Below are 25,253 nucleotides of genomic sequence, written 5' to 3' on the forward strand. Positions count from 1 at the left end.
CCTTCTGTCAACGTCGTTGGTGATTTGTTGGTAGTTACAACATATAACCGATCGGATGCCGCGGCAACCCGTTCGATAGGGTTCCACCTAATGATCACGACATCCGTTCGCCGTCTGCCGCCCGGTCCGGGGCGCGCATGAACGCGGCGCCGAACGACCCGCACGCACCGGGCCGCGGCAACACGCTCGAGTCCGTGCGCCGGAACAACCTGTCCCGGGTGCTGTCGCTCGTGCACCGCCTGGGTCCGTCGTCGCGGTCCGAGCTCACGCGGCACACGGGCCTCAACCGCTCCACCATCGCCGCGCTCGTCGCCGAACTCTCGGCGGCGGGTCTCGTCTCCGAATCCGTGCCCGGCACGCAGGGCCAGGTGGGCCGCCCCTCACCCGTCGTGCGAGCGGATGCCGCGTGCGTCGCGTTCGCGGTCAACCCCGAGCTCGACGCCATCACCGTCGGCCTCGTGCGCATGAATGGCGAGGTCGTCTCACGGGTGCGCCGCGAGGTCTCCCGCGTGCCGTCGGTCGACGACGCCGTGCGCCTAGCCGCCGAGTCGATCGACACGCTGCGCCGCGAGCATCCCGAAGCCCCCGATTGGCAGATCGCCGGGGTGGGGGTCGCGGTGCCGGGTCTCGTCCGGTCGCGCGACGGGCTCGTGCGATTGGCGCCGCACCTCGGGTGGCGCGACGCCCCCGTCGCCGAGCGGATGGCCGAGGCGACCGGTCTGGCGGCCTACGCTGCCAACGACGCCAGCCTGGGCGCGCAAGCCGAACAACTCTTCGGCGCGGGCCGCGGCCACGACGACTTCATCTACCTCAATGGTGGCGCCTCGGGAATCGGCGGGGGAGTGGTGGCCAACGGCGCACCTCTCGGCGGCCTCAATGGGTTCGCGGGCGAATTCGGGCACAACCTCGTGACGGCGCCGCACGGCCCATCGTCGCCGACCACGGGCGGCACCCTCGAGGAGGAGGTCAGCCGCGCGCGTCTGCTCGCGATGCTGGGTCTCGACGGCGCGGATCCCGAAGAGTTCGCGAGCGCGCTGCGGGCGTCGGACGATGCGCGGGTGCACGCCGAGATCCGCCGCGAGCTCGACATCCTGTCGGTCGCCCTGCGCAACGCCATCAACGTGTTGAACCCCGAACGCGTGGTGCTGGGCGGGTTCTTGGCCGCGCTCGCCGAATGCGATCCCGCTCATCTCGAGCGCCAGGTCGGCGCCCAGACGCTCGCCGCGTCGTGGGAAGGCGTCAGCATCGTGTCGGCCGAACTCGGCAGTGATCTCCTGCTCATCGGGGCGGCCGAATTGCCCTTCTCGGCCGTGATCGCCGATCCCGCCGGGTTCGCTCGCCGCGCCGAGGCTCGGGCGGGCGGCAGTGATCGCGCTCTCATCCCTGCAATAATGGACCAGCGGGCTGCACATGCCCGCGCCGACGGCACCGCCGCCGTCGACGAACAGAAAGGCACCTCCGATGACTGATGTGGCAACCACCGACTACCGCGACGACTATCGCAACGCCGGGCTCCAGTTCCCGGCCGACTTCGTCTTCGGCTCCGCCACGGCGTCCTACCAGATCGAAGGCGCCGTGAACGAAGGCGGCCGCGGCCCCTCCATCTGGGACACGTTCAGCCACACACCCGGCAAGGTGCACAACGGAGACACCGGCGACCAGGCCGACGACCACTACCACCGCCTCGACGCCGACCTCGACCTGATGAAGTCGCTCAACCTGCAGGCCTACCGCTTCTCGATCTCGTGGCCGCGCATCCAGCCCACCGGTCGTGGCCCCGCCAACCCCGAGGGCATCGCGTTCTACACGCGCCTCATCGACGGCCTCATCGAGCGCGGCATCACCCCCATCGTCACGCTCTACCACTGGGACCTGCCGCAGGCCCTCGAAGACGAGGGCGGCTGGGCCAACCGTGCCACGTCCTACGCCTTCGCCGACTACGCCCGCATCGTGGGCCAGGCCTTCGGCGACCGCATCGGCACGTGGACCACGCTCAACGAGCCCTGGTGCTCGGCCTACCTGGGCTACGCCTCGGGCGTACACGCACCCGGCCTCAACGACTACGCCGCCTCGCTCGCGGCCGTGCACCACCTCAACCTCGCGCACGGCCTCGCGGTCACCGCGCTGAAAGAGGTCGTCACCAACGATCCTCAGTTCTCCATCACGCTCAACCTGCACGTCCTGCGTCCGGAGGGCGAGACCGGCGCCGAAGCCGTTCGCCGCATCGACGGCCTCGGCAACCGTGTCTTCCTCGGCCCGCTCCTCGACGGCGAATACCCCGCGGATGTCATCGCCGACACGAGCGAGGTCACCGACTGGTCCTTCGTGCACGACGGCGACCTCGACCTCATCAAGCAGCCCCTCGACCTGCTGGGCGTCAACTACTACTCCACCAACCTCGTGCGGGTGTGGGATGGCGTGAGCCCCAAGCAGAGCGCCGACGGGCACGGTGAAGCGTCCGTCTCGCCCTGGCCCGCGGCATCCGACATCGAATTCCTCGAGCAGCCCGGCCCGCACACCGAGATGGGCTGGAACATCGACCCCTCGGGCCTCGAAGAGCTGCTCGTCAGTGTGTCGACGGCCTACCCGAACCTGCCGCTCATGATCACCGAGAACGGCGCCGCCTTCGACGACCAGGTCGTGGATGGCCGCGTGCCCGACGCCGACCGCACCGACTACCTGCGCCGCCACATCACGGCCGCACACAAGGCCCTGTCTCGCGGTGTCGACCTGCGCGGCTACCAGGTCTGGTCGCTCATGGACAACTTCGAGTGGGCCTACGGCTACTCGAAGCGCTTCGGCATCGTGCGCGTCGACTACGACACGCTCGAGCGCACCCCCAAGGACTCCGCCCTCTGGTACTCGGAGCTCGCCGCCACCAACCGCATCCCCGACTGAGCGTCGGCTGCGCGGTCAGCGGTCGCTGCGTCGCTCGTCACGTCTCCTGAGCAGAGCGAAACTCGCGAGAGCAACGCCAAGGACGGCGAATGCGATGCCAACACCGACTGACCCCGTCGAGCCATTCCAAATGGCGAGTGCGCCAAACGCAAGGGCGAGAATCAGGAAATAGGCCCAGCTAGCCCTGTGTGGGCGGCCTTTTGTTTCACTCAACGACTCCTCCTCGCGTGATAGTACGGACGCTTCCCCAAGTCGTTATCGGCTCAAGGGCGATGTTCGCCGGTCGAAAATCAGAATATCTGCATCCGGTCACGGTGGTTCCGCGTGAGCGCTCTTGAAAACCGCGGCGTGTCTCCCCGTGGGACGGGCGAAGTGGCGCGCCATCGACGCCTGAAGTGGCTGCCACAAGGTTCCACATCGGCCATTTTGCGTGGAAAACGGTTGTGCCCGAGTTGTTTAGCACCTCAACGGAACCGAGCCTGAAGTGGTCGTCAGGGTGCGGGCATATCACTGTTTTAGGAACGACTCCGGCGCTCCCCGAATCAGCGAGGTTTCCATGACCGTTCAACTTCTTTCTACACGCATTCTCCTTTCTGCGGCCGTCATTGCCGTGACCGTAGTGAACCCAGTGACAGTCCCTCACGCCCAGGCCAGCGATCGCTCATCCCCGGTGATCCTTCAGCCATTGACGCTGGAAGAAGTCGAGCGCGACGGTTCTTACCGGCTCCTGACGCCTGCGACATCCCCGGCCCCAACTACGCGCATGGCATCGGGATACACGCGGGCAACGTGCACCTACTCGGGTGGAATGACGAAGTCATATGACTGGACGGGGAGAAATCCCTCCACATGCGGCCAGTACTACCGCCTCTACATCAACGGCAAAGTCGTGTTCGCGGCTCAAAGCCGCTCGGGGCCTAACATTTGGGGAGTCGTCGGACAGGGGTACACGGCACTCCAAAAGTGGTGTTCACGCAATTCCATGACCTGCGGGGTCGTCACGTCAGTCGGTACTCTCGCTGTCGCGAGTTTGCTGGGTTGAGCCATGTCGAGACGAATTCCGCGCCTCGTTTTCATGGGGCTCGCCTACTTTGCGTGTTATTGGCTTGTACTTTCGCTCAGGGGGAGCTTTGTGCTCTCGGACGTCTTATTGCTGATGGCCGCGTTCGTATGTGGCTTCGCCGCCCTTCGTCCTGAACCGAAACCCAAACCCTGACGCAGCGGGGTCCTCTGCCCGGGGCATAATTGGGGGGTGCGGCCGATGTGACCGTGCACATATCGTGCGAGGTTCGAACATGACAGAGCTGTCGGGGGCTGCGGATTCCGCGAGCCCGCCTCGCGCGCCCAACATCCGCGACGTCGCCAAAGCGGCGGGGGTCTCGCACCAGACGGTGTCCCGCGTGCTCAACGATCACCCCAGTATCCGCGAGGCCACCAAGGAGCGCGTGCTCCAGGTGATGGAGCAGCTGCAGTATCGGCCCAACCGTGCGGCTCGCACGCTCGTGACGTCGAAGTCGCGCACCATCGGCATCCTCGCCGCCACGAGCGCCTCGCATTACGGGCCGGCCTCGAGCATCGGTGCCATCCAAGACGCCGCACGTGAGGCTGGCTATTACGTCAGCACGGCCAATATGCATAACACCGAGACATCCGGCATTCAGGATGCCCTGAACCACCTCGTCTCTCAATCGGTCGAGGGCATCGTGGTGATCGCCCCGCAGAAACGCGTGTTCGACGTCATCTCCGAGCTGCAGGTCTCGGTTCCCTACGTGACCATGCAGTCGTCGTCGGATTCGCCGCACACCGTCTCGGTCGACCAGCGGGGTGGCGCGCGTCTCGCCACGCGCCACCTGATCGAACGCGGCCACCGCATGATCTACCACCTGGCCGGCCCGCAGGACTGGATCGAGGCCGAAGAGCGCATGGCCGGTTTCCTCGAGGAGATGAGCGCTCAGGACATCCCGACCACCGCCCCGATTCTCGGCGACTGGTCGGCCGACTTCGGCTACCGGGCAGGCCGCGAGCTGCTGCGTTTCCGCGACTTCACGGCGATCTTCTCGTCGAACGATCAGATGGCCCTCGGGCTGATCCACGCGATCCGGGACGAGGGGCTCGACTGCCCGCGCGATGTGAGCATCGTCGGCTTCGACGACATCCCCGAGGCTGCGCACTTCTGGCCACCTCTCACGACCGTGCGGCAGGACTTCACCGAGCTGGGCCGCCGCTGCGTGGCGCAGCTGCTCGGCAACATCTCCGAACCCGAGGTCGTCAACATCGAGGGCATCACGGCCGAGCTCGTGGTGCGCGGGTCGACGGCGGGCCCGAGCTTCTAGCCCCTCGCCGAGGGTCGAAGAACGCCAGGAGGGGCGGTGTGACACCCGTGTGACAGGGATGTGACACCGGTGTGACGGCATCCCCGTCGGTGCTGCTCCCGAATGGGGGTGAGCGTTTATCGAATCGAGACATTGCCGAATTGACAATTGTTTCGAGATTGGGGGTAGTGTTTGTCAACGATGTGACCGGTCACATCCCAGCACATCCTCCCCGACCTGCAATCGGCTGAGGCGCTGAACCTGACACGACAAAGGAGTCTCAGTGAGCAACACCGACCATGGCCAGCCGACGGCAGCCGCCACGCCCGCGGGCGATCCGGCGGAGCAGTACGTCATCGGCGTCGACTACGGCACCCTCTCGGGCCGCGCGGTCGTCGTGCGCGTCTCGGACGGCACCGAATTGGCCTCCGCAGCACTCGACTACCCGCACGCCGTGATGGACACGACGCTCGCGGCATCCGGCAAGACGCTCTCGCCGGACTGGGCATTGCAGGTGCCCTCCGACTACGTGGACGTGCTGAAGACCGCCGTCCCCGAGGCTGTGCAGAAGGCGGGCATCGACCCGTCGCAGGTCATCGGCATCGGCACCGACTTCACGGCCTGCACCATGGTTCCGACCCTGGCCGACGGCACGCCGCTCAACGAGCTTCCCGAGTACGCCGACCGCCCGCACGCCTACGTGAAGCTGTGGAAGCACCACTCCGCGCAGCCGCAGGCCGACCGCATCAACGAGCTCGCTGCCAAACGCGGCGAAGAATGGTTGCCCCGCTACGGCGGCCTCATCTCGAGCGAGTGGGAATTCGCCAAAGGCCTGCAGCTGCTCGAAGAAGACCCCGAGCTCTACAACCGCATGGACCACTGGGTCGAGGCGGCCGACTGGATCGTCTGGCAGCTCACGGGCGAATACGTGCGCAACGCCTGCACCGCCGGCTACAAGGGCATCCTGCAGGACGGCGAATACCCGTCGCAGGAGTTCCTCGGCGCGCTCAACCCCGACTTCGCGGACTTCGCCGAGACCAAGGTGGCGCACACCATCGGTCAGCTGGGTGACGCCGCCGGCCGCCTGAGCGCCGAAGCCGCCTCCTGGACCGGCCTGCCCGAGGGCATCGCCGTGGCCGTCGGAAACGTCGACGCGCACGTGTCGGCCCCCGCGGCCCAGGCCACGAACCCCGGCCAGATGGTCGCCATCATGGGCACCTCCACCTGCCACGTCATGAACTCCGACACCCTGGCCGTCGTGCCCGGCATGTGCGGCGTCGTCGACGGCGGCATCGTCTCAGGGCTCTACGGCTACGAGGCCGGCCAGTCCGGTGTCGGCGACATCTTCGCGTGGTACGTGAAGAACCAGGTCCCCGGCTCCTACTACGCCGAAGCCGAGGCGCGTGGCCTCAGCATCCACCAGTACCTGACCACCCTCATCGAGCACCAGCCGGTGGGCGGACATGGCCTCGTCGCGCTCGACTGGCAGTCGGGCAACCGCTCGGTGCTCGTCGACCACGAGCTCTCGGGCGTCGTGCTCGGCACCACGCTCACGACCCGCCCCGAAGAGATCTACCGCGCGCTGTTCGAGGCCACGGCCTTCGGCACGCGTGTCATCGTCGAGACGTTCAACGCCTCGGGCGTGCCCGTCACCGAGTTCATCGTCGCCGGCGGCCTGCTGAAGAACGCGTTCCTCATGCAGACCTACTCCGACATCCTGCGCATGCCCATCTCGATCATCGCGAGCGACCAGGGCCCCGCGCTCGGTTCGGCCATCCACGCGGCCGTCGCCGCCGGTGCCTACGCCGACATCACGGCCGCCAGCCAGGCCATGGGCAAGGTCGACCGCGCCGTCTACACGCCCGATGCCGAGCGCGCCGACGCCTACGACGCGCTGTTCGCCGAATACTCCACGCTCTACGACTACTTCGGTCGCGGCGGCAACGATGTCATGCATCGCCTGAAGGCCATCCGCCGCGCTGTGCTCGGTGAGACCGACGCGCCGCAGACGGCCCAGGATGCCGCAGCCGCCGTCGACGCGGGCACCTCCGCCTCGACCGCCGACGCCTTCGACACCGAAGCATCCGCCCTCGACGAGAACGCCGGGGTGAACGCATGAGCACCTACGGCCCCGAACTCGAGGTCCAGATCGCCCGCGTGCGCGCCGACGTCGCCCGCCTGCACAACGAACTGGTCCGCTACAACCTGATCGTGTGGACCGGCGGCAACGTCTCGGGCCGCGTGCCCGGAGCCGACCTCTTCGTCATCAAGCCGTCCGGCGTGAGCTACGACGACCTGGCGCCCGAGAACATGATCCTGTGCGACCTGAACGGCGACGTCATCCCCGGCACGCCCGGCTCCGACCGCTCGCCCTCGAGCGACACGGCCGCGCACGCCTACGTCTACCGCCACATGCCCGAGATCGGGGGAGTCGTGCACACGCACTCCACCTACGCCGTGGCCTGGGCCGCACGCCGCGAACCCATCCCGTGCGTCATCACGGCCATGGCCGACGAGTTCGGCGGCGAGATCCCCGTGGGCCCGTTCGCCATCATCGGTGACGACTCCATCGGCCGCGGCATCGTCGAGACCCTCACGGGTCACCGCAGCCGCGCTGTGCTCATGGCCAACCACGGCCCGTTCACCATCGGGCGCGACGCGAAGGATGCCGTCAAGGCCGCCGTCATGGTCGAGGATGTCGCGCGCAGCGTGCACCTCGCCCGCCAGCTCGGTGAGCCCACCGCCATCCCCACGGATGCCATCGACTCCCTCTTCGACCGTTACCAGAACGTCTACGGACAGCAGCCTCAAGGACAGATCAACTGATGCCGAAACTCACCACCACCCTCGACGCCTACGAAGTCTGGTTCCTCACGGGAAGCCAGAACCTCTACGGCGAGGAGACCCTGCGTCAGGTCGCCGAGCAGTCCCAGGTCATCGCGCGTGAACTCGGTGCCGCGGCATCCGTGCCCGTGAAGATCGTCTGGAAGGACGTGCTGAAGGATTCCGAGTCCATCCGCCGCGCGGCCCTCGACGCCAACTCCGACGACACGGTCATCGGCCTCATCGCCTGGATGCACACGTTCAGCCCCGCCAAGATGTGGATCTCGGGTCTCGACGCGCTGCAGAAGCCGCTGCTGCACCTGCACACGCAGGCCAATGTGGAGCTTCCCTGGTCCGAGATCGACTTCGACTTCATGAACCTCAACCAGGCCGCCCACGGCGACCGCGAGTTCGGCTACATCCAGACGCGCCTCGGCATCTCGCGCAAAACGGTCGTCGGCCACGTGTCGAACCCCGTCGTGCAGGAGCAGGTCGGCACCTGGATGCGTGCGGCCGCCGGTTGGGCCGCGACGAACACGATGAAGCTCGCCCGCTTCGGCGACAACATGCGCTACGTGGCCGTCACCGAGGGTGACAAGACCGAGGCCGAGATCCGTTTCGGTGTTCAGGTCAATACGTGGGGTGTCAACGAGCTCGCCGAGGCCGTGCACGCCGCCTCGGATGCCGACATCGACGCGCTCGTGGCCGAATACGAAGAGCTCTACGACGTCGTCCCCGAGCTGCGCAAGGGTGCCGAACGCCACGAGTCGCTGCGCTACGGCGCCGCCATCGAGATCGGCCTGCGCACGTTCCTCGAGGCGGGCGGTTTCCACGCCTTCACCACGAGCTTCGAAGACCTCGGCGCCCTGCGTCAGCTGCCCGGTCTCGCCGTTCAGCGACTCATGGCCGAGGGCTACGGTTTCGGTGCCGAGGGCGACTGGAAGACCGCCATCCTCGTGCGCACGGCCAACGTGATGGGTGCCGGCCTGCCCGGTGGTGCGAGCCTCATGGAGGACTACACCTACCACCTCGAACCCGGCAACGAGCAGATCCTCGGCGCGCACATGCTCGAGGTCTCGCCGTCCCTGACCACCTCGACGCCCACGCTCGAGGTTCACCCGCTCGGCATCGGTGGCAAGGAGGACCCGGTGCGCCTGGTCTTCAACACCGACCCGGGCACGGCCGTCGTCGTCGCCCTGAGCGATATGCGCGACCGGTTCCGCCTCACGGCGAACGTCGTGGATGTCATCGAACCCGCCGAGGCGCTCCCGAAGCTGCCCGTGGGTCGCGCGGTGTGGAAGCCCCGCCCCGATTTCTCCACGTCCGCAGCAGCCTGGCTCACGGCCGGCGCTGCCCACCACACTGTGATGTCGACCGCCGTCGGGATCGAGGTGTTCCGCGACTTCGCCGAGATGGCGAAGACCGAGCTCCTCATCATCGACGAGTCGACCTCGCTCCCCGAATTTCAGAGAGAAGTGCGCTGGAACCAGGCTTACTACCGCCTGGCGCAGGGTCTCTGAATACCCCAAAGAACAGCATCACCGACGAACCAACAACTGAATACCGGGAACCGATCGACATGGACGTGATCGGAACCCCCCAGCACCACGAGACAGTGACGTCCAACCCCTTGAAAGGAAACACAGTGAAGAAGCGTGTGATTCTCTCGACCATCGCCGCAGGTGCAATGGTCTTCTCCCTGGCAGCGTGCTCGTCCGGCGGCTCCGGCGGCGGCGGCGGCGAAGGCGACGGCGGCCTCGTCGGCGTTGCGATGCCGACCAAGTCCTCCGAGCGTTGGATCCAGGACGGCGACGCCGTCAAGAAGCAGCTCGAAGACGCCGGCTACAAGGTCGACCTGCAGTACGCCGAGGACGACATCCCCACCCAGGTTTCGCAGCTCGAGAACATGATCACCAAGGGCGCCAAGGCCCTGATCGTCGCCTCGATCGATGGCACCACGCTCACGAGCGTTCTGCAGGAGGCCGCTGACGCCGACATCCCCGTCATCGCCTACGACCGCCTTATCCGCGACACCGAGAACGTGGACTACTACGCCTCGTTCGACAACTACAAGGTCGGCGTTCAGCAGGCCACGTCGGTTCTGAACGGCCTCGGCCTCGTCGACCTCGATGGCAAGGCCATCGACGGCGCCCCCGCCGGCCCGTTCAACATCGAGATGTTCGCCGGTTCGCCCGACGACAACAACGCCACGTTCTTCTGGGATGGCGCTCAGGACACCTTGAAGCCGTTCATCGACAAGGGCGTTCTCAAGGTCGGCTCCGGCCAGACCGACTTCCAGCAGGCGGCAACGCTGCGCTGGGACGGCGAGACCGCTCAGAAGCGCATGGAGAACATCCTCACGTCGACCTACTCGGGTGGCGACAAGGTGCAGGCCATCCTGTCCCCGTACGACGGCATCTCGCGAGGCATCATCTCGGCTCTGACCGACGCCGGCTACTCCACGGGCGACGAATGGCCCGTCATCTCGGGTCAGGACGCTGAGCTCGACTCGGTTAAGGCCATCGAGTCCGGCGAGCAGTACGCCACCATCTTCAAGGACACGCGCAACCTGGCCAAGGAAGCCGTCAACATGGCCAAGGCCGTCCTCGAGGGTGACAAGCCCGAGACGAACAACGACAAGGACTACGACAACGGCAAGAAGGTCGTCCCGTCCTACCTGCTCGAGTCGCAGATCGTCGTCAAGGACAACATCAAGGAAGTTCTGGTCGACAGCGGCTACTGGACCGAAGACGAGATCAAGGGCTAATTCCGCCTCGCGCGGAGCTCTCGCTCTCAGCACCATCGGGCCCTGAGCCCACAGCACCACCCGGTGAGGGTCGGTCGGCGCACGCGTCGGCCGGCCCCCGCCACCCACTACTTAACGATCAGGAAAACGCGGAATGGTAAAGGTGTCGTCATGACAACGAACATCCTCGAAATGCGGGGGATCACGAAGACGTTCCCGGGTGTGAAAGCGCTCTCGGATGTCACCCTCGATGTGGCGCGCGGTGAAGTGCACGCCATCTGCGGCGAAAACGGCGCCGGCAAGTCGACCCTCATGAAGGTGCTCTCGGGTGTGTACCCCCACGGCACGTACGAGGGCGACATCGTTTTCGAAGACAAGGTCATGTCGTTCAAAGACATCCGCGACTCCGAGGCCGAGGGCATCGTCATCATCCACCAGGAGTTGGCGCTCAGCCCCTACCTGTCGATTGCCGAGAACATCTTCCTCAACAACGAGCAGCGCGACAAGTTCGGCCTGATCGACTGGAACAAGACCAACCACGAGGCCCAGACGCTGCTCGCCCGCGTCGGCCTGCGTGAGAACCCCACCACCAAGATCCTCGACATCGGTGTGGGCAAGCAGCAGCTCGTCGAGATCGCAAAGGCGCTCTCCAAGCGCGTGAAGCTCCTCATCCTCGACGAGCCCACCGCCGCCCTGAACGACGACGACAGCGATCACCTGCTGAACCTCATCCTGCACCTCAAGGAGCAGGGCATCACGTCGATCATCATCAGCCACAAGCTGAACGAGATCAAGAAGGTCGCCGACTCGGTCACGATCATCCGCGACGGAAAGACGATCGAGACCATCCGGTCGACCGACGTCACCGAAGAGCGCATCATCAAGGACATGGTCGGCCGCGACCTCGAACACCGCTACCCCGATCACACGCCGTCCATCGGCGAAGAGATCCTGCGCGTCGAGGAATGGACCGCCCACCACCCGCAGGACCCGTCCCGCGTGGTCGTGGATGCCGTGAACCTCAACGTGAAGGCCGGCGAGATCGTCGGCATCGCGGGGCTCATGGGCGCCGGGCGCACCGAATTCGCGATGAGCCTCTTCGGCCAGTCCTACGGAACGCGCATCACCGGCAAGGTGTTCAAGCGCGGCCAGGAGATCAAGACCCGCACGGTGTCGGAGGCCATCAAGAACGGCCTCGCCTACGCCACCGAGGACCGCAAGTACTACGGCCTCAACCTGATCGAGGACATCAAGCGCAACATCGCCCTCGCCTCGCTGAACAAGCTGGAGAAGGGCGGCCTCGTCAACGACAACGAGGAGTACGCCGTCGCCGACGGGTTCCGCAAGTCGATGAACATCAAGGCGCCGAACGTGCTCGTCAAGACGGGCAAGCTCTCGGGTGGAAACCAGCAGAAAGTCGTGCTGTCGAAGTGGATCTACTCCGACCCCGACGTGCTCATCCTCGACGAGCCCACGCGCGGTATCGACGTGGGTGCGAAATACGAGATCTACACGATCATCAACAAGCTGGCCGCCGCCGGCAAGGGCGTCATCGTGATCTCGTCGGAGCTGCCCGAGCTGATCGGCATCTGCGACCGCATCTATGCACTCTCGGAAGGCCGCATCACGGGAGAACTCCCCATCGAGGAAGCCAACCCCGAAGCACTTCTCAAACTCATGACCATGGAAAAGCCGCGCTAAGGCGCCCGGCACCGACAACAGGGAATCACAATGTCTGATCTCGAAACCAAGCCGACGGACAACGTCGCCGCCGGCGCTCTGGTCAACCCGACCGAGAACAAATTCACCAGCTGGCTCACTCACGTGCTCAGCGACCTGGGCAAGAACGGCATCTTCATCGCGTTGATCGCGGTCGTCGTGCTGTTCTCGTTCCTGACCGACGGCATCCTGCTGCGCCCGCAGAACATCTCCAACCTGATCGTGCAGAACGGATACATCCTCGTTCTGGCCATCGGTATGGTCATGGTCATCATCGCCGGCCACATCGACCTGTCGGTCGGTTCGGTCGCGGCGTTCGTCGGCGCCGTCTCGGGTGTCTTCGCCGTGAACATGGGGCTGCCCTGGTGGCTCTCGGTCATCCTCTCGCTCGCCATCGGTGCGGCCGTGGGTGTCTGGCAGGGCTTCTGGATCGCGTATGTGGGCATCCCAGCGTTCATCGTGACGTTGGCCGGCATGCTCATCTTCCGCGGTCTCGCGCTCGTCGTGCTCGGCAACGCCAACATCGGTTCGTTCCCCGCCGAGTACCGTGCCCTCGGTAACGGCTTCCTCGACGGCGTGTTCGGCGAGTTCGAGCTCGACCCGCTGACGCTCGGTGTGGCCGTCATCGCCATCATCGCCCTCGTCATCAGCCAGGTGCGCACGCGCAGCGGTCGCCAGAAGTACGGCCAGGATGTCGAACCCATCGTGTGGTTCACCATCAAGCTCGTGCTGATCATCGCGGCCATCGGCTTCTTCGCCTACGCCCTCGCGGCCTACAAGGGCATCCCCGTCACGCTCATCATCCTCGCCGTTCTCGTCATGATCTACGGCGTCATCATGAACCGCAGCGTGTTCGGTCGCCACATCTACGCGATCGGTGGAAACCGTCACGCCGCCGAGCTCTCGGGTATCAAGACCCGCAAGGTCGACTTCTTCCTGTTCGTCAACATGGGTATCCTGGCCGCTCTTGCCGGCCTGATCTTCACCGCCCGCCTCAACCTGGCCGGCCCGAAGGCCGGTGACGGCTTCGAGCTCGAGGCCATCTCCGCCGCCTTCATCGGTGGCGCCGCGGTGCAGGGTGGTGTCGGAACGATCGGTGGAGCCATCATCGGTGGTCTGATCATCGGTGTGCTGAACAACGGTATGTCGATCATGGGTATCGGCATCGAGTGGCAGCAGGCCGTGAAGGGCCTCGTGCTTCTTCTCGCCGTCGCCTTCGACGTCTACAACAAGCGTCGCTCGGGCGGCCGCTAAGCTCGACGGCCTGCGGGCCACGGTAATCTGGTAACACCCATCGGCGGAGGCCTCTCTTTTCTAGGGCGGAGACCTCCGCCGATGGCTTTAAGCGAAAGGCGGGGCGGATGTCTGAGACTGCGGCTGCCTTCGATGGCCCGGGTCTGCACGTCATCGCGACCGACACCGATGTGGACGACGTCGCCGACCTGCTGGTCCGCCTCCAGGTTCCGGTCGAGGCGGTCATCGACGGCGATCTGGCGCTCAGCCCGTATCAGGATGCCGCCGAGAACCTCTTCCTGGGTCACGAACCCCGCCGCTTCGGCCTGGTCGATCGTGGCCGCATGCGGCGCGAGGCCGCCGAGGCGTTCCGGCGCTTCGGCCTCGACCTCGTTCCCGACGGGCCCCCGGCCGTGCGGCCGCAGGATCGCCTGCTCTTCGCCGTGGCGCGGGTCACCGTTCAGGGGGCGACGACCTGCGCCATCAACGCCGACCGGCTCGACGTCGCGGGCGACGCGATCGTGCGTGCGTCCATGCAGCTCACGTCGGCCGGGGTGCGCGTCATCGTCGCCGGTGCCGCCGTCGGCGCGTTCCTCTCCGCTGCGACGACGATCACGGTCGTCGCGCTCGAATCGGGTGTCGCTCGTGTGCAGGGCACCTGCGGGCCCGGGCCGGCCGCGTACGACAGCGTCGTCGCGCTTCTCGCCACACGGCCTGCACCCAGTGCAAACGTATCGCCCGGGACGCGCCCGACGTCCGAGCCTGGCGCAGAGGTGCCGAATACGCCCAAGGGTGCTCCCGCATCCCTACGGGTCCCTCCGCTATTGTCGGTCAGCGCGTGGACGGTTCCAGCCCTGCCCGGTGCTCCGCACGCCATTGCCGATCGAGTGAGCTTCGAGGTTCACGCCGGCGAAGTCCTTGCTCTGACGGGGCTCGGATCGCGCGAGCTGGCACTTAGTCTTTTCGGTAGCTCGATGGGCCCTGCCGCCGAGGGGAGCGTCACTCTGCGCCCCCGGCCTTCCGGGACTTCGATCGATGTGGGCGCGCTCCCTGTCTCCGAAGCGATTTCCGCGGGGATCAACTACGGGAGTGAGCGGCCCCTCGCGTACGACGTGGGCGTTCTGGGTGGCATCCCGACGAGTGTGTCGGGGGCTTCTCTGAAGCGGCTCGCATCTGCGGGCGTCATCGATGGCCGTCGCGCCTATCGGCCGTCGCGCCGTCCCTTCGCAGCGGTCCTGCGGGGCGGCGAAGACCCATCCGCGTTCACCGATGTCCTGCGCTCATGGTCCGACACCGGGCCCGCAACCGTGATCCTCGATGAACCGTTCGTTACCGACCGGGCGGCACGATTGAGCGCTGTTCGAGAACTGGCGGCGCGTGGTGCCGCTGTGCTGGTGGTGTCGGCCCGGCCCGCCGATATCGCCGAGAGCGCACATCGCCTTCTGATTGTCGGCTCCGGATCGATCCTCGGCGCCATCGAGTTGAGCACTGTCTCCAACGCATCTTCCCTCGGACGGGTCTTGCGTTCGCGTCTTCACGCGGCATCCCTGCTGTAGCCCACCGGTCGCCACCGACCAGTCATTGACGGGGTCGAGCCGCATCGTCGCACCCGGACCGGTGTCGGTCATTACGTGCACCTGATTCCCGCCCGCTTACACGCGGCGTCGTCAGGCCTACGGCGTCAGCTCGTCTGTAACCTTCCGATTCGCTCTTGTAGAGCAGGGAGCTCTGTGTCAGTATGCTGCCAATGAGGTCAGAGTGTTGATATGTCACTGTGATGGCGATCAGTCGCTGCGGCCCCACGAGGGGTCCTCAGATCCAGTTCCTAACGAAAGCGACAGAGATGCGCTCAATGAACACCCGGGAAGGTTCCCCCGGTCGACCCTTGCCCGATTTTCGAACCCGATCACGAACGCGGACTGCTCTGGGTTTGTGGGTGACGACGACCACGGTCGCCGCTTCGGTCGTCCTCGGGAGCGGAGCCGCGCAAGCCGCGGTCGGACCAAACGACCTGGACGGGGACGGCATCAGTAATGCCGCCGAATGTGACAACGCTCGTGGCAACTCGATCCTGAACGGGGGCTTCGAGACACCCTCGATCCGGGCGACCCGTTTTGCCGAGAGCTTCAACGAGGGCGTCGTGCCCGGCTGGTACACGACAGAAGCCACGGGCCTCATCGAGCTGCAACGACAGTCGCCGAGCGATGGCCAGTTCCCGTGGGCACCAGCGGAGGGGCGGCAATGGGCCGAACTGAATGCGTCGGCTCCGGGCCAGCTGTACCAAGATGTGTCGTCGATTCCCGGGGAAACGTACGTTTACACGTTCTCACACCGTGGTCGGCTCGGTGCGGATACCCTTCGTCTCATGTCGGGCGCGCCGGGGAGCCTCACCGAGACCGGCCGTTTCACGACGGGTACGGCCGGGTGGTCGAAGCACACGATCACCTATGTCGTGCCTGCCGGGCAGACCCTGACTCGTTTCGGGTTCGAGGCGGTGTCGACGGCAGGGGGCAATGTGAGCAACGGCAACCTCCTCGATGCCGTGTCATTCACCGCCTGCGGTGACACGGACGGGGACAGTGTGGCCGATGTCTACGATCTCGATTCCGATGGCGATTCGATTCCCGATGCGAACGAGGGAGAGCTCGATACCGACAACGATGGGACGCCCAACTTCCGCGATAAAGACTCCGACGGGGATGGGATCCTCGACTCCGTCGAGGTAGGTACCGACCCCGCAAAGCCGGCCGACACCGACGGTGACGGCACGCCAGACTTCTTGGACCGCGATTCGGACGGTGACGGTGTGCCGGACGCGGTTGATGTCGGACCTGATCCTACGAAGACTCTGGATACCGATGGTGATGGGGCTCCCGATCACCTCGATCCCGATGCGGACGGGGACAGCATTCCGGATGGCGTCGACGGCACCGACGACGCTGATAAAGACGGCACACCGAACTTCCGCGACGAGGACTCTGATGCCGATGGGATCCCCGATTCGGTAGAAGTGGGGAGCGACCCCGTGAAGCCGGTCGATACCGACGGTGACGGCACGCCCGACTATCTGGACCCCGACTCCGATGGTGATGGGCGGCCCGACAAGGACGAGGCGGGGAGCGATCCGAAAAACCCGGTCGACACCGACAAGGATGGTAAGCCGGACTATCAGGATGCCGATTCAGATGGCGACGGTATCCCGGACGGTATCGACCCGTCGCCGACCGATGCGGATGGCGATGCGGACAAGGACGGCATCCCCGACCGAGTCGAGGTGGGCACCGACCCGACGAAGGCTGTGGATACCGACAGCGACGGCACGCCCGATGTTCTCGATGAGGATTCGGACGGTGACGGGATTCCCGACAAGACGGAGGCGGGGAGCGATCCGAAGAACCCGGTCGACACCGACAAGGATGGTAAGCCGGACTATCAGGATGCCGATTCAGATGGCGACGGTATCCCGGACGGTATCGACCCGTCGCCGACCGATGCGGATGGCGATGCGGACAAGGACGGCATCCCCGACCGAGTCGAGGTGGGCACCGACCCGACGAAGGCTGTGGATACCGACAGCGACGGCACGCCCGATGTCCTCGATGAGGATTCGGACGGTGACGGGATTCCCGACAAGACGGAGGCGGGGAGCGATCCGAAGAACCCGGTCGACACCGACAAGGATGGTAAGCCGGACTATCAGGATGCCGATTCAGATGGCGACGGTATCCCCGACGCGACCGACCCGACGCCGACTGTGCCGAACGGCGACGGTGACGGCGACGGTGTGCCCGACGCGACCGAGATCGGTCCCGACCCGGCCAACCCGGTGGACTCGGACGGTGACGGCGCGCCCGACGCGAAGGACCCTGACTCCGATGGCGACGGCATTCCTGATTCCGTGGAAGCGGGCTCTGATCCGACGAAGCCTGTCGATACTGATAAGGATGGGAAGCCGGACCTGATCGATACGGATGCGGATGGTGATGGCATCCCTGATTCGGTGGAGGCGGGTTCTGATCCGACGAAGCCTGTCGATACGGACACCGATGGTGTGCCCGATTATCAGGACACGGATGCTGATGGGGACAAGATCCCTGATTCTGCTGAGGCGGGTTCTGATCCGACGAAGCCTGTCGACACGGACACGGATGGGAAGCCGGACTTCCAGGACGCGGATTCCGATGGTGATGGCATCCCTGATGCGACCGAGGTGGGTTCTGACCCGTCGAAGCCGGCTGACACGGATGGTGATGGCATCCCCGATCACATCGATCCCGATGCGGATGGTGATGGTATTCCGGATGCTGTTGATCCGACCCCGACCGACGCGGGCGGAGACGGTGATGGCGACGGCATTCCTGATTCTGTCGAGGTGGGCAGCGATCCGACGAAGCCTGTCGATACTGATAAGGATGGGAAGCCGGACCTGATCGATACGGATGCGGATGGTGATGGCATCCCCGATTCGGTCGAGGCTGGCAGCGACCCGACCAAACCCGTCGACACCGACACGGACGGCAAGCCCGACTACCAGGACACGGACGCCGACGGCGACACGGTCCCCGACAGCGAGGAGGCGGGCAGCGACCCGACCAAACCCGTCGACACTGACACGGACGGCAAGCCCGACTACCAGGACGCCGATTCCGATGGTGACGGCAACCCGGATGGAACCGATCCCACCCGCACGACCGCGGACGCGCCCGCGCCCGCCGGTTCATCGAATGGCGGCTCGGGTTCGGGCGGTTCGGGCGGTTCGGGCGGCTCTGCTGACTCTGGTGCCACCGGTGGTTCCGCGAGTTCCGCCACTTCCGGTGGTTCCGGCAGCGCGAACGGCTCCGGCTCGCACGGTTCCGGTTCGCTCTCGAACACGGGCGCCCCGGATGCCTCGAGCACCCTGGCCGCGTCGATCCTCCTCCTGGCCCTCGGGCTCGGAACGGCGCTCCGGCGCCGCATCCCCGGACTGCGCGGGCGGAAGGGAGCCGCTCGTGACGGCAGCTGACAGACGGAAGTAGCAGGGATACCCCCAGCGGGGTGCGGATGCATCGGGCATCCGCACCCCGAGGCCCGGTGAGTCGTAGACGCTCACCGGGCTTCGCTGTGCCCTCGTTGAGCTCACGCTCACCGAGGGCACTCGTGCGTCCGCGCCCCCTTGGGTGTGCGTGGTGTCGCGAGGAGGCGACATTGCAGACACGCCCTCATGGGTGAAATTGGCAGGCTCCAGCTCGACGTCGCGCCCGTTGCCGGGGCGTGGCACCCGGCGGTAGACCTGGTAGGGCGCGCGGCCCCTTCGCAGACCGAGCCCGCACGCGTCTCGGGAGGCTGTCGTTGCTGTCGTTGCTGGAGTTACCGCTGCCGCGAATCTTCGGAAACCAGCGACACGCCGTCGATGCAAAACGCAAAGCTTCGGGTTTCCTCTTGTAGGGCTGGGAGGTCTGTGTCAGTATTCAGCCAATGAGATCAGAGTGCTGATATGTCACTGTGATGGCGACGGTTCGCCGCCTCCCTTGGGAGTCTCAGATTCGGTTACGAACGAAAGTGACAGAGATGCCTCCAATCCAACGCTGGGAGGGTTCGCTCGGTCGACACCTCGGCCAGCCCCGTAAGCGCACTCGAACCCGAACCGCACTCGGCCTGTGGGTGACGACGTCCACCGTTGCGGCCTCGTTCATCCTGAGCGGCGGAGTCGCCCAGGCTGCGCCCGGCCCCGATGACCTGGACGGCGACGGCATCAGCAATGCGGCAGAGTGCGACTCTGCGACGGGCAGTGCGCTCTCCAACGGCAGTTTCGAAAGTCCGGTATTGCCGGCCGGAGCGACCTGGCGCACCTACGACGCCGGCGCTGTACCCGGGTGGGACACGACGGCCTCGGATAACCAGATCGAAATCCGCAATGGAACAGCGGCCGTCCCGTCGCTTGCCGGCCGGCAGCATGCTGAGCTCAACGCCTATGAAGCCTCGCGGTTGTATCAGGACGTGGACACCGTGCCCGGTGAGACGTATGTGTTCACATTCGGACACCGCGGTCGCGGTGGAACGGACACGATGCGCGTACTCGCAGGCGCGCCGGGGGCGGCCCTGCAGCCGTCGGCGAATTACTCGACGGGCTCTGCGGCCTGGTCGGAGTACCGATACACCTATCAGGTGCCGGCCGGACAGACGGTCACCCGCTTCGGATTCGAAGCCGTATCCACGTCAGATGGCAACAACCGTGAGGGTAACTACCTCGACGGCATCCGATTCACTGTTTGTGGCGATACCGACGGCGACGGGGTCGGGGACTTCAAAGACGACGACTCCGACAACGACGGGGTTCCCGACAATATCGAAGGCGCCGCCGACACCGACGGCGACGGGGTCCCCAACTTCCGCGACACCGACTCGGACGGCGACGGCATCCCCGACGCCAACGAGGCGGGGGCGGACCCCACGAAGCCGGTCGACACCGACGGCGACGGCACCCCCGACCTGATCGACACCGATTCGGATGGCGATGGCGTTCCCGACAAGGTCGACGTCGGTCCTGACCCCACCGCACCACTCGACACGGACGGCGACGGCACCCCCGACCATCTGGACGCTGACGCCGACGGTGACGGCATTCAGGACGGTGCGGACGGCACCGGTGATGCCGACAAGGACGGCATCCCGAACTTCCGTGACACCGACTCCGATGGCGATGGCATCCCCGACTCTGTCGAGGTCGGTGCCGACCCGGCGAACCCGGTCGATACGGACGCAGACGGCACGCCGGACTATCTCGATGCCGATACCGACGGTGACGGCCTGCCCGACAGTGACGAGGCCGGAAGCGACCCCACCAACCCCGTCGACACTGACGCAGACGGCACGCCCGACTATCGGGACGCGGATTCCGATGGCGATGGCATCCCCGACGGGATCGACCCGTCGCCGACCGACGCCAATGGCGATGCCGACAAGGACGGCATCCCGGACCGCGTAGAAGTCGGGGCCGACCCGACGAAGCCGGTCGACACCGATGGGGATGGCACGCCCGACGCGCTCGACACGGACTCGGACGGAGACGGTCTGCCCGACAGCGACGAGGCCGGAAGCGACCCCGCCAACCCCCGCGACACCGACAAGGATGGTACGCCCGACTATCAGGACACGGATTCCGATGGCGATGGCATCCCCGACGGGATCGACCCGTCGCCGACCGACGCCAATGGCGATGCCGACAAGGACGGCATCCCGGACCGCGTAGAAGTCGGGGCCGACCCGACGAAGCCGGTCGACACCGATGGGGATGGCACGCCCGACTCGCTCGACACGGACTCGGACGGAGACGGTCTGCCCGACAGCGACGAGGCCGGAAGCGACCCCGCCAATCCCCGCGACACCGACGCGGACGGCACGCCCGACTATCGGGACACCGACTCGGACGGCGATGGCATCCCCGATGCGACCGACCCGACCCCCACGGTGCCGAACGGCGACGCCGACGGCGATGGCGTGCCTGACGCGGTCGAGATCGGGCCTGACCCGACAAAGCCCGTCGACTCGGACGCCGACGGTGTGCCTGACGCGAAGGACACCGACGCGGATGGCGACGGCATCCCCGACGCTGTGGAGGCGGGCTCGGACCCGACGAAGCCGGTCGACACGGATGGTGATGGCACCCCGGATTACCAGGACACGGACGCCGACGGTGATGCCGTTCCCGACAGTGGTGAGGCGGGCTCGGACCCGACGAGTCCCGTCGATACGGACGCGGATGGCACGCCCGACTATCAGGATGCAGACTCCGATAGCGATGGCATCCCCGATGCGACCGAGGTGGGAGCCGACCCGACGAACCCGCTCGACACCGACGGCGACGGCATCCCGGATCATCTCGACAGCGACTCGGATGGTGATGGCATCCCGGATGCGGTCGACCCGACCCCGACCTCCGCGAGCGGTGACGGTGACGGTGACGGCATCCCCGACTCGGTCGAGGTGGGCAGCGACCCGACCAAACCTGTCGACACCGACGGTGACGGCACCCCCGACCTCAGAGACACGGATGCCGATGGCGATGGTGTCCCCGACACGGTCGAGGCGGGCGCCGATCCGACGAAGCCGGTCGATACCGACGGCGACGGTGTTCCGGACTATCAAGACACGGATGCCGATGGCGACACGGTTCCCGACAACGCCGAGGCCGGCAGCGACCCCACGAAGCCGGTCGACACCGACACGGACGGCACGCCGGACTATCAGGATGCCGACTCCGATGGTGATGGCATCCCCGACGCGACCGAGGTGGGGCCTGACCCGTCTCAGCCGCTCGACACTGATGGCGACGGCACCCCGGATTACCTGGACGCCGATTCGGACGCCGATGGTATCCCGGACGCGGTCGATCCGACCCCGCTCGACCCGAACGGCGACGGCGACGGCGATGGGGTCCCCGACGCCGTCGAGGTCGGAAGCGACCCGACCAGCCCGGTCGACACCGACGGTGACGGCACCCCCGACCTGACCGACACGGATGCCGACGGCGATGGTGTCCCCGATGCGGTCGAGGCGGGCGCCGATCCGACGAAGCCCGTCGATACCGACGGCGACGGCGTGCCGGACTATCAAGACACGGATGCCGATGGCGACACGGTTCCCGACAACGCCGAGGCCGGCAGCGACCCCACGAACCCGGTCGACACCGACACGGACGGCACGCCGGACTATCAGGATGCCGACTCCGATGGCGACGGCATCCCCGACGCGACCGAGGTGGGCTCCGATCCCGCGAATCCCGTCGACACCGATGGCGACGGCACCCCGGACTATCTCGACGCCGACTCCGATGGCGACGGCATTCCAGATGCGATCGACCCGACCCCCATCGACGCCGACGGTGACGGTGACGGTGACGGCATCCCCGACACGGTCGAGGCGGGCAGCGACCCGACGAACCCGGTCGACACCGACAAGGACGGTACGCCCGACCTCCGAGATACGGATGCTGACGGTGACGGTGTTCCGGACGCCGTCGAAGCGGGCGCCGATCCGACGAACCCTGTCGACACCGACAGCGACGGTGTGCCGGACTACCAAGACACCGACGCCGATGGCGACAACATCCTCGACGGCGCCGAGGCGGGCAGCGACCCGACGAACCCGGTCGACACCGACTCGGACGGGGCGCCCGACTTCCAAGATGCCGATTCCGATGGCGACGGCATCCCCGACGCGACCGAGGTGGGTTCCGATCCCGCGAATCCCGTCGACACCGATGGCGACGGAACGCCCGACTATCTCGACGCCGACTCCGACGGCGATGGTATCCCCGACGCCGTCGACCCGACCCCCTTCGACCCGAACGGCGACGGCGACGGAGACGGCATCCCCGACTCCGTCGAGGTAGGCGGCGACCCGACGAAGCCGGTCGACACGGATCAGGACGGCAAACCCGATCTGACCGACACGGATGCGGACGGCGACGGTGTTCCCGATGCGGTCGAGGCGGGCGCCGATCCGACGAGCCCCGTCGACACCGACGGTGATGGAACCCCCGATTATCGGGATGTCGACGCCGACGGCGATGGCCTGCCCGACTCGAGCGAAGCGGGCAGCGACCCGACGAAGCCGGTCGACACCGACACCGACGGCACGCCCGACTACCAGGATGTCGATTCCGACGGCGATGGCATCCCCGACGCCACCGAGGTGGGTTCCGATCCCGCGAATCCCGTCGACTCCGATGGCGACGGAACGCCCGATCACCTGGATGCCGACTCCGATGGCGACGGCATTCCTGATTCGCTCGACCCGACCCCGACCGCCGCGAATGGCGATGGCGACGGTGACGGCATTCCCGACGCCGTCGAGGTGGGCAGCGACCCGGCCAACCCGGTCGACACCGATGCGGACGGCACCCCCGACCTCAGAGACACGGATGCGGATGGCGACAACATCCTCGATAGTGCCGAGGCGGGCAGCGACCCGACCAAGCCCATCGACACCGACACCGACGGCACGCCGGACTACCAGGATGTCGACTCCGATGGCGACGGCATCCCCGACGCCACCGAGGTCGGGGCCGATCCGGCACACCCCGTCGACACCGATGGCGATGGGACACCGGACTATCTCGACGCGGATTCGGATGGCGATGGCATCCCTGATGCGGTCGATCCGACCCCGTTCGATGCGAATGGCGACGGAGACGGGGACGGCATCCCCGACGCCGTCGAGGTCGGGAGCGACCCGACCAGCCCGGTCGACACCGACAAGGACGGCAAACCCGACCTGATCGACACCGATGCGGACGGCGACGGCGTGCCCGATGCCGTCGAGGCGGGCGCCGATCCGACGAAACCTACCGATGCCGACGGCGACGGAACCCCGGACTACCGGGACCTCGACGCGGATGGCGACGGCATTCCGGACGCGGTCGAAGCGGGCAGCGACCCGACGAAACCTGTCGATACCGACAATGACGGCACCCCCGACCTGGCGGACACCGATGCGGATGGCGACGGTATCCCGGACGCGGTCGAAGCGGGCAGCGACCCGACGAAACCCGTCGACACCGACGCTGACGGCACCCCCGACTACCGGGACACGGATGCGGATGGCGACAAGATTCCCGACCGCGCTGAGGCGGGCAGCGACCCGACCAGGCCGGCCGACACGGACTCCGACGGCAAGCCGGACTATCAAGACGTCGATTCCGACGGGGACAACATTCTCGATGCTCTCGAAATCGGAGCTGACGTCACGCATCCGCTCGACACCGACGCCGATGGTGTGCCGAACTATCTCGACACGGACGCCGACGGCGACGGCATCCCGGATGTCGTCGATCCGACGCCGCTCGACGCGCAGGGTGATGGTGACGGCGATGGAATCCTCGATGTCATCGAGGTGGGCTCTGATCCGACGAAGCCGGTCGACACCGACAAGGATGGCAAGCCCGACCTGGTCGATACGGATTCGGACGGCGACGGCATCCCGGACGAGATCGAGGTGGGCTCTGACCCGACGAAGCCGGTCGATACCGACAAGGACGGCAAGCCGGACTATCAGGACACCGACTCCGACGGCGACGGCGTGCCCGACCGTGAAGAGGCCGGCCCCATTCCCGGGTCGCCGACCAACACGGATGGCGATGGCATCCCGGACTATCTCGATACGGATTCGGATGGCGACGGCAAACCCGACGCTACTGATACGAGCCGCACGACGGCCGATGCCCCTGCGCCAGCGGGTTCGTCGAATGGCGGCTCGGGCACGAACTCGGGAGCTTCGAACGGTTCCGCCACTTCCGGTGGTTCCGGCAGCGCGAACGGCTCCGGCTCGCACGGTTCCGGTTCGCTCTCGAACACGGGCGCCCAGGATGCCTCGAGCACCCTGGCCGCATCGATCCTCCTCCTGGCCCTCGGGCTCGGAACGGCGCTCCGGCGCCGCATCCCCGGCCTGCGCGGGCGGAAGGGAGCCGCTCGTGACGGCAGCTGACAGACAGAAGTAACAGGGATTCCCCAGCGGGGTGCGGATGCGTCGGGCCTCCGCACCCC

General features: G+C 66.4%; 12 protein-coding genes. All 12 read left to right on the top strand.

All coding sequences use genetic code 11. From position 1 onward, the window contains the following. Positions 1-137: 137 nt before the first annotated feature. Positions 138-1,469: an ROK family transcriptional regulator gene (locus ACUWEX_RS04025; protein WP_445997193.1), complete on the top strand. Its 1,332-nt coding sequence runs from the start codon at positions 138-140 to the stop codon at positions 1,467-1,469. Next, positions 1,462-2,898: a GH1 family beta-glucosidase gene (locus tag ACUWEX_RS04030; RefSeq protein WP_445997194.1), complete on the top strand. Its 1,437-nt coding sequence runs from the start codon at positions 1,462-1,464 to the stop codon at positions 2,896-2,898. Before ACUWEX_RS04025 ends, ACUWEX_RS04030 begins: the two co-directional genes overlap by 8 nt. Before the next feature lie 1,295 nt (positions 2,899-4,193). Further along, complete coding sequence (locus tag ACUWEX_RS04035) at positions 4,194-5,231, top strand: LacI family DNA-binding transcriptional regulator (RefSeq protein ID WP_079727907.1); 1,038 nt, start codon at positions 4,194-4,196, stop codon at positions 5,229-5,231. A gap of 262 nt (positions 5,232-5,493) precedes the next feature. Beyond that, positions 5,494-7,329, top strand: a complete 1,836-nt coding sequence (gene araB / locus ACUWEX_RS04040; RefSeq protein WP_445997195.1) for a ribulokinase — start codon at positions 5,494-5,496, stop codon at positions 7,327-7,329. After that, entirely contained in the window at positions 7,326-8,036 is a 711-nt protein-coding gene (locus ACUWEX_RS04045; protein ID WP_445997196.1) for an L-ribulose-5-phosphate 4-epimerase, read from the top strand. Before araB ends, ACUWEX_RS04045 begins: the two co-directional genes overlap by 4 nt. Beyond that, positions 8,036-9,553 (top strand): L-arabinose isomerase, encoded by a 1,518-nt coding sequence (gene araA / locus ACUWEX_RS04050; protein ID WP_445997197.1) that lies wholly within the window; start codon positions 8,036-8,038, stop codon positions 9,551-9,553. The genes ACUWEX_RS04045 and araA overlap by 1 nt, the downstream gene beginning before the upstream one ends. A 167-nt stretch (positions 9,554-9,720) precedes the next feature. Further along, on the top strand, positions 9,721-10,800 hold the full coding sequence (gene chvE, locus ACUWEX_RS04055; RefSeq protein ID WP_200811515.1) for a multiple monosaccharide ABC transporter substrate-binding protein: 1,080 nt from the start codon (positions 9,721-9,723) through the stop codon (positions 10,798-10,800). Positions 10,801-10,950: 150 nt separating this feature from the next. Then, positions 10,951-12,480 carry a multiple monosaccharide ABC transporter ATP-binding protein gene (gene mmsA / locus ACUWEX_RS04060; protein ID WP_079726961.1) on the top strand — a complete coding sequence of 510 codons (1,530 nt, stop codon included), beginning with the start codon at positions 10,951-10,953 and terminating at the stop codon, positions 12,478-12,480. A 30-nt stretch (positions 12,481-12,510) separates the two neighbouring features. Next, positions 12,511-13,752 carry a multiple monosaccharide ABC transporter permease gene (gene mmsB, locus ACUWEX_RS04065; protein WP_077053813.1) on the top strand — a complete coding sequence of 414 codons (1,242 nt, stop codon included), beginning with the start codon at positions 12,511-12,513 and terminating at the stop codon, positions 13,750-13,752. Positions 13,753-13,859: 107 nt separating this feature from the next. Continuing rightward, positions 13,860-15,287 carry a hypothetical protein gene (locus tag ACUWEX_RS04070; protein ID WP_445997198.1) on the top strand — a complete coding sequence of 476 codons (1,428 nt, stop codon included), beginning with the start codon at positions 13,860-13,862 and terminating at the stop codon, positions 15,285-15,287. Between the two features lie 380 nt (positions 15,288-15,667). Continuing rightward, entirely contained in the window at positions 15,668-18,733 is a 3,066-nt protein-coding gene (locus ACUWEX_RS04075; RefSeq protein WP_445997199.1) for a thrombospondin type 3 repeat-containing protein, read from the top strand. 545 nt (positions 18,734-19,278) lie between these two features. Beyond that, entirely contained in the window at positions 19,279-25,194 is a 5,916-nt protein-coding gene (locus ACUWEX_RS04080) for a thrombospondin type 3 repeat-containing protein (RefSeq protein ID WP_445997200.1), read from the top strand. Positions 25,195-25,253: the final 59 nt, after the last annotated feature.

It is taken from the genome of Okibacterium fritillariae (genome assembly GCF_052783725.1).

Excerpts from the sequence above, each read along its gene's own strand:
- ACUWEX_RS04070 (WP_445997198.1), top strand. The coding sequence starts at position 13,860 with ATGTCTGAGACTGCGGCTGCCTTCGATGGCCCGGGTCTGCACGTCATC.
- chvE (WP_200811515.1), top strand. The coding sequence starts at position 9,721 with ATGGTCTTCTCCCTGGCAGCGTGCTCGTCCGGCGGCTCCGGCGGCGGC.
- ACUWEX_RS04080 (WP_445997200.1), top strand. The coding sequence starts at position 19,279 with ATGCCTCCAATCCAACGCTGGGAGGGTTCGCTCGGTCGACACCTCGGC.
- mmsB (WP_077053813.1), top strand. The coding sequence starts at position 12,511 with ATGTCTGATCTCGAAACCAAGCCGACGGACAACGTCGCCGCCGGCGCT.
- ACUWEX_RS04030 (WP_445997194.1), top strand. The coding sequence starts at position 1,462 with ATGACTGATGTGGCAACCACCGACTACCGCGACGACTATCGCAACGCC.
- araA (WP_445997197.1), top strand. The coding sequence starts at position 8,036 with ATGCCGAAACTCACCACCACCCTCGACGCCTACGAAGTCTGGTTCCTC.
- ACUWEX_RS04035 (WP_079727907.1), top strand. The coding sequence starts at position 4,194 with ATGACAGAGCTGTCGGGGGCTGCGGATTCCGCGAGCCCGCCTCGCGCG.
- ACUWEX_RS04045 (WP_445997196.1), top strand. The coding sequence starts at position 7,326 with ATGAGCACCTACGGCCCCGAACTCGAGGTCCAGATCGCCCGCGTGCGC.
- ACUWEX_RS04025 (WP_445997193.1), top strand. The coding sequence starts at position 138 with ATGAACGCGGCGCCGAACGACCCGCACGCACCGGGCCGCGGCAACACG.
- mmsA (WP_079726961.1), top strand. The coding sequence starts at position 10,951 with ATGACAACGAACATCCTCGAAATGCGGGGGATCACGAAGACGTTCCCG.